The sequence below is a fragment of the Prauserella alba genome (assembly GCF_024171735.1).
Lineage (GTDB): Bacteria > Actinomycetota > Actinomycetes > Mycobacteriales > Pseudonocardiaceae > Prauserella > Prauserella alba.
This window is the reverse complement of the sequence record NZ_JAMTCH010000008.1, coordinates 90,349-102,992: the sequence shown is the minus strand read 5'-3', so window position 1 is coordinate 102,992 and position 12,644 is coordinate 90,349. Positions and strand designations below refer to the sequence as shown.

General features: G+C 71.3%; 11 protein-coding genes. All 11 read left to right on the top strand.

The annotated features are described in order from the left end of the window. Positions 1-19 precede the first annotated feature (19 nt). A complete protein-coding gene (locus LY12_RS24145) occupies positions 20-979 on the top strand; it encodes a sugar phosphate isomerase/epimerase family protein (RefSeq protein ID WP_253859766.1) in 960 nt (319 codons plus the stop codon). A 110-nt stretch (positions 980-1,089) separates the two neighbouring features. After that, complete coding sequence (locus LY12_RS24140; RefSeq protein ID WP_253859765.1) at positions 1,090-3,210, top strand: PQQ-dependent sugar dehydrogenase; 2,121 nt, start codon at positions 1,090-1,092, stop codon at positions 3,208-3,210. A gap of 99 nt (positions 3,211-3,309) precedes the next feature. Next, positions 3,310-4,464, top strand: coding sequence for an inositol-3-phosphate synthase (locus LY12_RS24135; protein ID WP_253859764.1), 1,155 nt, complete (start codon positions 3,310-3,312; stop codon positions 4,462-4,464). Further along, a complete protein-coding gene (locus tag LY12_RS24130; RefSeq protein WP_253859763.1) occupies positions 4,461-5,342 on the top strand; it encodes an SCO3242 family prenyltransferase in 882 nt (293 codons plus the stop codon). The genes LY12_RS24135 and LY12_RS24130 overlap by 4 nt, the downstream gene beginning before the upstream one ends. Next, positions 5,339-6,199 (top strand): sugar phosphate isomerase/epimerase family protein, encoded by an 861-nt coding sequence (locus tag LY12_RS26190; protein WP_308292168.1) that lies wholly within the window; start codon positions 5,339-5,341, stop codon positions 6,197-6,199. Before LY12_RS24130 ends, LY12_RS26190 begins: the two co-directional genes overlap by 4 nt. Next, a complete protein-coding gene (locus LY12_RS26185; protein WP_308292167.1) occupies positions 6,196-6,879 on the top strand; it encodes an EboA domain-containing protein in 684 nt (227 codons plus the stop codon). Before LY12_RS26190 ends, LY12_RS26185 begins: the two co-directional genes overlap by 4 nt. Beyond that, positions 6,879-7,739 carry a TatD family hydrolase gene (locus LY12_RS24120; protein ID WP_253859762.1) on the top strand — a complete coding sequence of 287 codons (861 nt, stop codon included), beginning with the start codon at positions 6,879-6,881 and terminating at the stop codon, positions 7,737-7,739. The genes LY12_RS26185 and LY12_RS24120 overlap by 1 nt, the downstream gene beginning before the upstream one ends. Before the next feature lie 9 nt (positions 7,740-7,748). After that, positions 7,749-8,915 carry a metabolite traffic protein EboE gene (gene eboE / locus LY12_RS24115; RefSeq protein ID WP_253859761.1) on the top strand — a complete coding sequence of 389 codons (1,167 nt, stop codon included), beginning with the start codon at positions 7,749-7,751 and terminating at the stop codon, positions 8,913-8,915. Further along, positions 8,912-10,291 (top strand): alkaline phosphatase family protein, encoded by a 1,380-nt coding sequence (locus LY12_RS24110; protein ID WP_253859760.1) that lies wholly within the window; start codon positions 8,912-8,914, stop codon positions 10,289-10,291. Before eboE ends, LY12_RS24110 begins: the two co-directional genes overlap by 4 nt. 289 nt (positions 10,292-10,580) lie before the next feature. Next, positions 10,581-11,036: a hypothetical protein gene (locus LY12_RS24105; protein ID WP_253859759.1), complete on the top strand. Its 456-nt coding sequence runs from the start codon at positions 10,581-10,583 to the stop codon at positions 11,034-11,036. Continuing rightward, the gene (locus tag LY12_RS24100) at positions 11,036-12,631 is read left to right on the top strand and encodes a putative T7SS-secreted protein (RefSeq protein WP_253859758.1); all 1,596 of its coding nucleotides are present in this window, start codon (positions 11,036-11,038) and stop codon (positions 12,629-12,631) included. Before LY12_RS24105 ends, LY12_RS24100 begins: the two co-directional genes overlap by 1 nt. The last annotated feature ends 13 nt before the right edge of the window (positions 12,632-12,644 follow it).

Here is a 12,644-nt window from a genome sequence, read left to right as displayed (position 1 = left end):
GTACGGAAAAGGAGGGTTCATGTGTTACGGATTCGATGGTGAGAGCGCGGTCCGCCGCGCGCTCGGTGAGCGCGGCCTCAGCAGACGAGGTGCGTTGCGGACCGCACTCGGCGGTGCGGTCGGTGCCGGCCTGCTCGCCGCCGGCGTCGCCGCACCCGCGGCGCAGGCCACCGTCAAGGGCACCGGCCGGCATCGGGTGCCGCCGGGGTTGATCAGCATGCAGCTGTATACCGTGCGTTCCGCCCTGCAGGGTGAGCCGGGCTTCGACGCGACGTTGCGGATGCTGGCCGACACCGGTTACCCGAAGGTGGAGCAGGCGCTCGGCTACTTCGGCCGCACCGCGCGGGAGCTGCGCGCGTTCTACGACAGCATCGGCGTCTCGGCGACGTCCGGCCACGACGGCATCAGCGACAGTGAGCAGGCCCTGCACACCAAGATCGACAACGCGCTCACGCTCGGCCAGTCGTACATGGTGGTGCCCTACCTGAACTCGTCCGACAAGGCCGACTGGCAGCGGTGGGCCGAGCGGATGAACCACGAGGCCGACGTGGCCCGGTCGGCCGGCCTGCACTACGGCTACCACAACCATGCGCACGAGTTCACGATCGACCTCGGTGGCGGCGTCACGCCGTGGCAGGTGCTGACGTCCGAACTGGACCCGAAGCTCGTGCACCTCGAGATCGACATCTACTGGGTGGTCCGCGGCGGCATCGAGAGCGGCGACGGGGCGCGCGACCCCGAAGGCTTCGCCATCGACACGATGCGGGCGGCGCCGCAGCAGGTGCTGCAGTACCACGTCAAGGACCGGCACGCCCACGACGGCGACATGGCCGACCTGGGCACCGGCCACATCGACTTCGCCCGCATTTTCCGCGCGCACTCCGTGCGGGAGTACATCGTCGAGAACGACACCCCGGACGTGAGCGTCCCCCGGACCTCCGAGGTCGGCTACTCCTACCTGCGCAACCTGCGCTTCTGATTCCCCTTTTCCGTTGATCGGCCGGTCGTCACCGGCGCCGATCCGATCCCAGTGGCGTGCGGTCACCTCAGCCGCGCGTCTGGTCTCCACCTATCCGAGGAGAGTTCGTCATGCGCAAAACTCTCGTCGCGGCGGTCGTGACCGCCGTGACAACCGCGTTACTGACAGCGCCAGGACTGTCCACGGCGGAGGAAGCTCCACCGCCGCCGCCGGACTCGGAGTTCCAGAAGGTCGTCCTCGACGACACCCCGGGCGAGCCGATGGATCTCGCCGTGCTGCCGGACGGCAGAGTGCTGCACACCACGCGGCCGGGCGAGGTGCGGATGCACAACCCGGACACCGGCCGCAACATCGTCGCCGCCGACGTCGACGTCTACGAACACGACGAGGAGGGGCTGCAGAGCATCGCCATCGACCCCGGCTTCAACGGCACGACGAACCGCTGGGTCTACCTCTACTACTCGCCGCCGATGGACACCCCGGTTGACGATCCGTCCACACCGGACGTCAATGAAGGCGATGCGCCCGAGTTCGGGGCACCGGAGGACTTCGCCCCGTTCGAGGGCGTGATCAAGCTGTCGAGGTTCCAGCTCAACGGCGACACCCTGGACCTGTCGAGCGAGCAGCAGATCCTCGACGTCCCTGTCGATCGGGGTATCTGCTGTCATGTCGGCGGCGACATCGCGTTCGACAGCGACGGAAACCTCTACCTCGCCACCGGCGACGACAGCAACCCGTTCTCCTCGGACGGCTACGCGCCGCTCGACGAGCGGGACGGCCGCAACCCGGCCTACGACGCGCAGCGCAGCTCGGCCAACACCAACGACCTGCGCGGCAAGGTGTTGCGGATCGATGTCGGCGCGGGCGGCTCGTACACCGTCCCGGACGGCAACCTCTTCGAGCAGGGCACACCGAAGACGCGTCCGGAGATCTACCTGATGGGGCTGCGGAACCCGTTCCGCATCGACGTCGATCCCCGGACGGACGCGCTCTACGTCGGCGACTACTCGCCGGATGCGGCCACCGCCGACCCGGACCGCGGCCCCGCAGGGACCGGCAAGTGGTTCGTCGCGACCGAGCCTGGCAACTACGGCTGGCCGTACTGCGCCACCGCCGAGCTGCCCTATGTGGACTACGACTTCGCCACCGGCGAGTCCGGCGACGCCTTCGACTGCGCGGCGCCGGTGAACGAGTCGCCACACAACACCGGGCTCACGGAGCTCCCGCCGGTGGAGCAGCCGCAGGTCTGGTACGACTACGAGCAGTCGTCGCAGTTCCCCGAGCTCGGCACCGGCGGCATCGGGCCGATGGCCGGTCCCGCGTACGACTTCGACCACAAGAACCGCCGTGGCCGCGCGCCGGTCGGCTGGCCGAAGCACTACGACGGCATGCCGCTGTTCTTCGAGTGGACCCGCGACTACCTCAAGGGATTCCACCTCGACGACTCCGGCGCGGTGAGCGGCATGGAGGACGTGACGCCGTCCATCCCGCTGTCCGGACCGATGGCGATGGAGTTCGGCCCGAACGGTGCGCTCTACATGCTCGAGTACGGCAAGGGCTACTTCGGAGAACTCCCGGGGGCGGCGCTGTCGCGGATCGACTACATCGGACCGAACGGCAACCACAGCCCGGAGGCGGCGGCCACGGCCGACGTCGACAACGGGCAGGTGCCGCTGACGGTGTCGTTCTCCAGCGACGGCACCGAGGACGCCGACGGCGACCGGCTGCGCTACGCCTGGGACTTCGACGCCGACGGCGAGGTCGACTCGCGGGAGCCGAACCCGACGCACACCTACACCGAGAACGGGGTCTACAACGCCTCGTTGCAGGTGACCGACGTCGGTGGCAAGCACCGGGGCAAGACCGGCGTCGCCGAAGTGGAGATCGTGGTCGGCAACCAGGAGCCGGTGGTGGAGTTCGGCACGCCGGTCGACGGGCAGCAGTTCTCCTTCGGCGACGTCGTCGAGTACGAGGTCAGCGTGACCGACGACCAGCCGGTGGACTGCTCGCAGGTCGAGGTGACCTACATCCTCGGCCACGACGATCACGGCCATCCGCAGACAACCGCGTCCGGTTGCTCCGGCTCGATCGAGACCAGCCAGCCGGAGGGTCACGACCCTGAGCACGACGAGTTGCACGGCGTGTTCAACGCGACCTACAGCGACCCGGGCGCCGACGGTCTGCCGTCGCTGACCGGCAGTGACGAGGTCGTGCTCGAACCGGCGGAGTAAGCGCGCACCGCTCCTGGCGGAACGTGAGTCGTTGTGGTCGCTGCGACGGCCACAACGACTCACGTTCCCAGAACCCAACCACCCCAGGGAGGCCGGAGGATGGCACCGAAGACCGGACTGTGGTTCATCGGCGCGCGCGGGTCGGTGGCCACCACCGCTACCGTCGGCGCGCTCGCGCTGACAGCGGGGCTGACGCGGCGCACCGGGTGCGTCACCGACCTCGCCGAGGTGGCGGCCGCCCGGCCGCCCGCCGTGGCCGACCTGCTGATCGGCGGCCACGACGTCGCCTGCGACACGCTGCCGAAACGCGCCGAGGCGCTGGCCGGCGGCGGGGTGTTCGGCATCGAGCTCGCGCGGGCGGTGCACGACGGGCTGACCCAGGTGGACTCCCGCATCCGGCACGGCGTCACCGGCGAGGAAGAGACCCAGCGGGACGCCATCGAGCGCGTCAGCCGCGACCTGGCCGGGTTCCGTGCGGCGCACGCGTTGGACCACGTGATCGTCATCGACGTCGCCACGACGGAACCGCCGATCGAGCTCACCCCCGAACTGTCCGATCTGGACACCCTGGAACGGGCGTTGGCGGCGGGCGAATCGCCGTTGCCGCTCAGCTCGCTCTACGCCTATGCGGCGCTGCGGGCGGGGTGCCCGGTCGTCGCGTTCACGCCGAGCCCCGGCCCCCGGCTTCCCGCGCTGGCTCAACTGGCCGAGCGGGTGGGGCTGCCGTGGGCGGGTTCGGACGGCAAGACCGGTGAGACGCTGGTCAAATCGGCGCTCGCGCCGATGTTCGCGACCCGCGCGCTCCGGGTGCGCTCCTGGGCGTCGTACAACCTGCTCGGCGGGGGAGACGGTCGGGCACTGGCCGATCCGGTGACGGCGACGAGCAAGACGGCGTCCAAGGGCAAGGGGCTGACCGAGATGCTGGGCGAGCCGGTGGACGGCCCGCTGCACATCGACTACGTCGACGATCTCGGTGACTGGAAGACGGCATGGGACATGGTGTCGTTCGAAGGATTCCTCGGCACGAAGATGTCGATGCAGTTCACCTGGCAGGGCTGCGATTCCGCGCTCGCCGCGCCGCTGGTGCTCGACCTCGCCCGGCTGGTGGCACGCGCCCGGCAGGTCGGGGAATCCGGTCCGTTGGGCGCGCTCGGCTTCTTCTTCAAGGATCCCGCCGGGGGCGGCGGGCACGACCTGGCCGGCCAATGGCGTGCCCTCGTCGAGTGGTGCCAGCGAATCGGAGGTGACCGATGAAGACCCGGGACGCGGTCGAGTTGGTACGGCTGCCGGCCGTACTGACCATCCCCGGTGACAGCCTTGCCGGCGGGGCGGCGGCGGGCTGGCCGTACGGTAAGCGTGGCTGGGCGATGCCGGCCGCCTCGGCGTGCTTCTACCTGGCGGGCATGGCGCTCAACGACTACGCCGACCGCTCGCTCGACGCCGTGGAACGCCCCGAGCGCCCGATCCCGTCCGGCAGGGTGCGTCCCGGCGAGGCACTCGCGCTGGCGGCCGGGTTGACCGGGGCGGGCCTGGGCATCGCCACTGCCGTGGGCGGCCGCGCCGCCGTGCGGGTCGCGGTGCCGGTCGCCGCCGCGGCGTGGACGTACGACCTCGCCGCGAAAGACACCCCGGCCGGACCCGCCGTGATGGCGGCCGCGCGGGGGTTGGACGTGTTGCTCGGAGCTGGGGGTCGACCGCGGAGGGCGGCACTGCCGGCCTCCGCGGTCGCCGGGCACACGCTCGGTGTCACCAGCCTGAGTAGGGGTGAGGTGCACGGTGGATCGCGGCGCACCGGCCTGGCGGCACTCGCCACGACGGCGTCGGCGGCCGGTGCGGCTGCGGCCGCCGCGCTACCTCGACGTCGCGGCCGGCGCGCCCACGACACGCGACGCGCCGTCGCCGGCGCCGCGTTCGCCGCCACGTACGCGGGCACCGTCGGCCGTGCGCAGGCCCGCGCCGCGCGCAACCCGGACGCCGCCACGGTACGCACCGCGACCGGCGCAGGCGTGCGAGGCGTTATCGGATTGCATGCCGCTCTCGTGGCGGGGACCGGGGCGATCGGGCTCGCCGCGGGACTCCTGGCCGCTGGACCGATCGCGCGGCTGGCCTCGAAGGTGGTGTCGCCGACATGACCCTGCGCTTCGGCTACGGCACCAACGGATTCGCCGGACACCGCCTGGACGACGCCCTCGGCGTGATCGCCGATCTCGGCTACGACGGTGTCGCGCTCACCCTCGACCATCCGCATCTCGACCCGTTCGCGCCCGACCTCGCCGCCCGCACCGACGACGTGCGCCGCCGGCTTGCCGCGTACGGGCTCGCCGTCGTCATCGAGACGGGCGCCCGCTACGTCATGGACCCGTGGCGCAAACACGAACCGACGCTGGTGTCCGACGTCGGCCGCGAGCGCCGGATCGACTACCTGCATCGCGCGATCCGCGTCGCCGCCGATCTCGGCGCGGAGGCGGTGTCGTTCTGGTCGGGGACATTGCCCGAGGGCGCCGGCGCTCTACAGGGCTGGCACCGGCTCACCAGCGGCGTCGAGCAGGTGCTGGCCGAGGCCGAACGCCGGGACGTGCGGTGCGCGTTCGAACCGGAGCCGGGCATGTTCGTCGACACCCTCGACGGGGTGTTGGACCTGCGCCGCAGGCTCGGCGAACCCGAACACCTCACGGTGACCGTCGACGTCGGACACTGCGTCTGCAACGAACCCGCCCCGCCGCAGGACCGCATCCGTGACGTCGGGCCGCTGCTGGGCAACGTGCAGATCGACGACATGCGACCCGGGGTGCACGAACACCTGGAGTTCGGCGACGGCGACGTCGACCTGCCCGCCACGCTCCGCGCGCTGCTCGCCGTCGGTTATCAGGGCCTGGTCAGCGTGGAGCTGCCCCGGCATTCCCACGCTGCACCGGCCGTGGCCGCGCGTTCGCTCGACGCGTTGCGCACCGCGCAGGCGGCGGCCCTCGCGGCGGAGGTGACGCCGTGACCGACCTGCTGGACGACGTGCTCGGCACCGAGGGCAGGGCCAGGCTGACCGAGCTGACCGGCGAGGTGACGTCCACCCCGGCGCGGATCGCGGTGCTGTTCCCCGCCGTGGCGCGCGCCGTCGGCAGGGGACCGGCCGACCCGGACGACCCCGACGGCATGGTCACGCCTCGGATCGAGGACCAGGCCAGGGTCGCGTTGCTTCGTGCCGCGGCGCAGGCCTGGAATCGGGATGCCCTCGTGACGGAGATCGGCGCGCTGTACCGGCATGGCGACGCCGACGAGAAACGCGCCGTGCTGAGGGCTGTGGACCACCTCGACGTGGGGAACGCCGCGCTCGACCTGGTAGGGGACGCCCTCCGTGGCAACGACACCCGGCTCATCGCGGCGGCCCTCGGGCCGTACGCGGCCAAGCACCTCGACCCGCACAACTGGCGGCACGGCGTGCTGAAGTGCCTGTTCACCGGCGTTCCGCTGGCGGCGGTGTCCGGCTTCGCGGAGCGTGGCGACGCCGAGTTGGCCCGGATGGTTGAAGGCTTCGCCGCCGAGCGTCGTGCGGCGGGCCGTGACGTCCCGGCCGACGCGACCTGCCTGCTCAACCGGTTGACCTCGAAACGCCCGGACCTCGATGGGGGAACTGTCCCCGACCAGCAACGCGTGCGGCACGACCAGGAGGACTGATGCGCATCTTCGACCCCCACATCCACATGACCTCCCGCACCACCGACGACTACGAAGCCATGTACGCCGCCGGGGTCCGCGCCGTCACCGAACCGGCTTTCTGGCTCGGCCAGCCGCGCAGCAGCGCCGCGTCGTTCTACGACTACTTCGACGCGCTCGTCGGCTGGGAACGGTTCCGTGCCGCCCAGTTCGGCATCCGCCACCACTGCACGATCGCGCTCAACCCGAAGGAGGCCAACGACCCCCGGTGCGCCGAGGTGCTGGACGCGCTGCCGCGCTACCTCGCCAAGGACGGCGTGGTGGCGGTAGGCGAAGTCGGGTTCGACTCGATGACCGACGACGAGGAGAAGGCGTTCGTCCGGCAGCTCGACCTCGCCGGGGAGCACGACCTGCCGGTGCTGGTGCACACCCCGCACCGCGACAAGGTCGAGGGCACCCGCCGCACCCTGGAACTGGTCGCGGCGTCCGGGCTGCCACCGGAACGGGTGCTGGTCGATCACCTGAACGAGGTCACCGTCGACATGGTGGCCGGGTCCGGCTGCTGGCTCGGGTTCTCCATCTACCCGGACACCAAAATGGACGAACGTCGCATGGTCCGGATCCTCGCCGACCACGGCCTGGACCGAATGATCGTCAACTCCGCCGCCGACTGGGGCCGCAGTGACCCGCTGAAGACCGCCAAGACCGGGCAGGCGATGCGCGGCGCCGGGTTCAGCGAGGACGACGTCGACCGCGTGCTGTGGCGCAACCCCGTCGCGTTCTACGGCCAGAGTGGACGGCTGCTCCTCGACCCGGTCGATATCGATCAGACCGCGACGTTCGAGGGCAACTCGGTGCTGCGCGGCCAGCGTCCGGCGTGAGGGGGCGGCATGCGCTTCGCTCACCCTGATGGCCGCCGCGTCCATCTCGCGTACTGCACCAACGTCCATCCCGCCGAGGACATCGACGGCCTGTTGCGACAGCTCCAGGTGTTCGGCGGCGGCATCCGCGCGGAACTCGACGTCGACCGGCTCGGCGTCGGACTGTGGCTGCCCGCGCCGCTGGCCGCGCATCTGGCCGACCATCCGGATCTGGACCGGCTCCGGGCCACTCTGGACGACCACGGCCTCGAGGTCGTCACGCTGAACGCCTTTCCGTACCAGGGGTTCCACGACCCGGTGGTGAAGAAGGCGGTGTACAGCCCCGATTGGGTGGAGACGCGGCGGCTGGAGTACACCCTGACGTGCGCACGGGTGCTGGCGCGGCTGCTTCCGGACGACGCCGCGCGCGGGAGCATCTCGACGGTGCCGCTGGCGTGGCGGGCGCCGTGGTACTCCGACCGGCGCCTGCGGGCACGCGAGCTGCTGGACCGGCTGGCGGAAGGGCTCGCCAAGCAAACCGCCGAGACCGGCAGGCCGATCCGGGTCGGGCTGGAACCCGAGCCCGGCTGCGTGGTGGAGACGGTCGACGACGCGATCGAACAGCTCTCCGGCATCGACACCGACCACATCGGACTGTGCCTGGACGCCTGCCACCTCGCGGTGGCGTTCGAGGACCCGGCGTCGGCGGTGCGGCGGCTCACCGATGCCGGACTGCCGATCGTGAAGACCCAGGCCTCGGCGGCGCTGCACGCCGCGACACCGGGTGACGTAGCCACCCGGCAGGCGTTGTCGTCGTACGCCGAGGACCGATTCCTGCACCAGGTGCGCGAACGCGGGCCGTCGCGGGTGGCCGAACGCGACGACCTGCCGGAAGCCGTCGACGGTCGCCGCGCGTTGCGAGGCACCGGGCCGTGGCGCGTGCACTTCCACGTGCCGATCCATCGACGTCCCGAACCACCGCTGGAGTCCACACAGCACGAACTCGGCGAGACGTTGGACGCCCTGCTCGGCGGGCCGGCCGCGCTGACCGACCACGTCGAGATGGAGACCTACACCTGGTCGGTGCTGCCGGAGGCGCAGCGCCCGAACACCGACGCCGAGCTGGTCTCCGGGCTCGCCGCCGAACTGCGCTGGGTCGCCGACCGGATGCGGCGAGCCGGATTGGAGACCACATGAGTACGAACAAGGTTTTGCTGCTCAACATCGTCGGACTGACACCACGGCTGCTCGCGCACGCGCCACGCCTGCGCGCGCTCGCCGCGGACGGCTGGCAGGCGCAGCTCGACACCGTGCTGCCCGCCGTCACGTGCTCGGCGCAATCCACGATGCTCACCGGACGTCCGCCGCGCGAGCACGGCATCGTCGGCAACGGCTGGTACTTCCGCGATCTCGGCGAGGTCTACCTGTGGCGCCAGCACAACCGGCTGGTGCAGGGCGAGAAGGTGTGGGAGACCGCCCGGCGCGCCGATCCCGGCTACCGCGCGGCCAACGTGTGCTGGTGGTACGCGATGGGCGCCAGCACCGACTGGACCATCACGCCGCGCCCGGTCTATCACGCCGACGGCCGCAAGTCGCCGGACTGCTATGCGCGCCCGCCGGAGCTGCACGACGAGCTCACCGAGGAGCTGGGCACGTTCCCGCTGTTCAATTACTGGGGCCCGACGGCGTCGTTGCGTTCCAGCGAATGGGTGGTCGGGGCGTCCCGGCGGCTGCTGCCGGACGCGGACCTGACGCTGGCGTACGTCCCCCACCTGGATTACGACCTGCAACGCCACGGCCCGGACAGTCCGCAGGCGCTCGCCGCCGTGCGCGACGTCGACCGCACCGTCGCGCCGCTGCTCGACGACGCGCGGGCGTCCGGCGCGACGGTCGTGGTGGTGAGCGAGTACGGCATCACGCCCGCGTCCCGGCCCGTCGACGTCAACCGGATGCTGCGGCAGTCCGGACTGTTGGAGGTCTACACCCAGGAGGGCATGGAGTACCTGGACCCGTGGACGTCGCGGGCGTTCGCGGTGGCCGACCACCAGGTCGCGCACGTCTACGTCGCGAACCCGGCCGACGTCGCGTCGGTGGCGAAGCTGTGCCAGGACCTGCCCGGTGTGGACCTCGTGCTGGACCGCGAGGCGCAGGCGGACTACGGCATCGACCACGAGCGCGCGGGCGAGTTGGTGTTGGTCGCGGAGCAGGGCGCGTGGTTCACGTACTACTACTGGCTGGACGACGCCCGCGCCCCGGACTTCGCCCGCGGCGTCGACATCCACCGCAAGCCCGGTTACGACCCGGCGGAGCTGTTCCTGGACCCGGCCGATCCCACGGTGAAGGCACGGGCGTTGCTCGGGCTGGCGAGGAAGAAGCTGGGCCTGCGGTACACGATGAACGTCGTGCCGATGGACGGGCGCTGGGTGAAGGGCACGCATGGCCGGCTGCCCGACGACCCTGCCGAGGGCCCGTTGTTGTTGTGCAGCGACCCGGCAACGCAGCGCGACCGCATCGCGGCCGCGGACGTCCGGGATCTGGTGCTGGAGTTGGCCGGGGTGACGGAAGCGACGTGACGAGACTTCCTACCTGCTGAGACTGCACGCCGGCCGGCTCGGACTCGGACCGCGGCTCGCCGAACCGCCGGGTGCGGGCCCGCGGGCCGGTCGGGGAGGCGGGCCGGGGACATCCCGGCCCGCCCTTCGTGTGTGCAGCAGGGAGTGGTTTGCCCGAGTTGGCGGAAATTTACCTGTGGACGGGAACCGGGCGGTGCCGTGCCGCGTCATGGGTTACGTACGAGCGGTGGCGAGCGCGGCCCGTGCGGCTGCCGGCGGCGCCACCGAACAGGTGAAGGAGTTGGGGACCATGACAGGCTTCGATGCCGTTCCTGACGAACTGCGCGGGACCGCGGGACGGATCGGTGAGACCGCAGGGGGCGCGGCCGGACTGGTCTGGCAGGGACCGAGCGGCGACTACGGGAACGACGCGGTGCAGCAGGCGTGGCAGCTCTACATCGAGAGCATGCGCAAGCGTGTCGAGACGTTGAAGGGCAAGGCCGAGGAACTGGGGGGCCAGCTCGGGTCGGCCGCCGCCCAGTACCTCGAATCCGATGACGACACCCGGTCGTCGCTGGACACGCTGGGCAACGCGGTCGAGAGCGCCGCGGGCGGTATGGCGGCAGGCGGAGCCGTGGGCGGCGCGGTCGGCGGTGCCGTGGGCGGTATCGCGGGCGGCCTCGGCGGCGCCGTGGGAGGCGCGGCCGCGGGGGGCATCAGCGCCGTCCTCGACGGCGGTGCCGGTAGCGAGGGACAGGAGCGGTGATGGCGGAACTGGGGCAGACCGACGACCCGAAGGCGCTCATTCCCGGCGAACCCGAGGTGATCTCGTCCGATCTCGGCTCGTTGGTCGATCCGATCAACGTCGCCGACGAGATCGGTTCGACGCTCGGCACGATCGACCCGGCCGGCTGGGTCGGGGACGCGGCGACGACGTTCCGGTCGGTCTTCGCCGAGGAACCGCCCAAGTGGGGGCAGGCCGCCGAGGCCGTCGGGCAGGGCGGCGAGCAGTTGGCGAACTACGCCGACATCCTGACCTGGGGGCAGGGCGAGGCGCAGCGTGCGATCGAGCTGTACCACCAGGCGAGGGCGGCCAGCCGGGCGGCGAAGGCGCAGTACGACGCGCAACGTGCGCTGGGCCCGATGGTGGGCGGCCCGATGGTACCGTTCGAGGACCCGGGCGGGCCCGCCATGGCGGAGGCGCAGCAGATCCTCGACGCTGCGAGGAAGGCCGTCGCCGCGGAAGGCGGCGTCGTGGCCATGGCGCTCGGCATGACCCACGACGAGGAGGGCCGGTTCCAGCACAAGTTCGGGGAGCAGGAGTTCGGCGCCGACAACCGGCAGACGCAGCGGCAGTTCAACCCGGAGACCGGCCAGTGGGAGGACGTCGACACCGGCGGCTGGCAGACGGATCAGAACGGCAACAGCAGCTACCAGAACACGGTCGGCGACGAACCGGCCGACAAGCTCATGCACGACGGCGCCAGGGAGCTGTTCGACAGCCTGGGCATCGACCTGCCAGGCCCCGGCATGCTCGGCATCGACCCCGTGCGCCACGAGGTCGGTGACGACGTCGAGGTCGCGGGCGGCGAGTTCGACGTGGGTGCCGAGTACGGCGACATGTCGGCGGGTGCTTCCGGTTCGGGTTCGGTGCTCGGTGCCGGCGCCGGGGCGTACGCCGAGGTCACCGAGGACGGTTTCGCCGCCGGCGCGAACGCCGAGGCCTACCTGGCGAAGGGCGAGGTGGAAGGCGAGTTCGACACCGGGATGGGCGTGTCGGGCAGCGGCAGCGCCAGCGGGTTCGTGGGCGGCGACGCCAATGCCGAGGCGAGTGTCGACGCGCTCGGCGCGCAGGCCAGTGCCGAGGCGTTCGTCGGTGCCAGGGGCGATGTCGAAGGTGAGATGAACTTCGGCGACCACGCCAGTGTGTCGGCCAGCGGCGAGGCCATGGCGGGCGCCGAGGCGTCGGCCGACGCCAGTGTCGGTCTCACCGGTGCCGACGTCAGCGCCGAGGCGTTCGCCGGTGCCAAGGCCAGCGGTGACGTCGGCGGCGAGGTCGCCGGTGTCGGGGCCGGTGTGAACGGCGAGGCGTGGGCCGGTGTCGGGGCGTCCGCCGACGCTCAGTTCGGCATGGGTGACGACGGTAAGTTCCACATCGGCGCGTCCGCCGGCGCGGCACTCGGCGTGGGCGGCAAGGTCGGCTTCGACGTGTCGGTCGACCCGGGCGGTGTGGTCGACGCGGCGACGAGTGCCGGCGATGCCGTGAGCGACGCGGGCCAGGCCGTGGGTGACGCGGTCGGCGGTGCCAAGGACAAGGCAGGCGACGCGATCAGTAGCGTGGGCAATGCGCTCGGCTTCTGAGAGCGGTGACGGT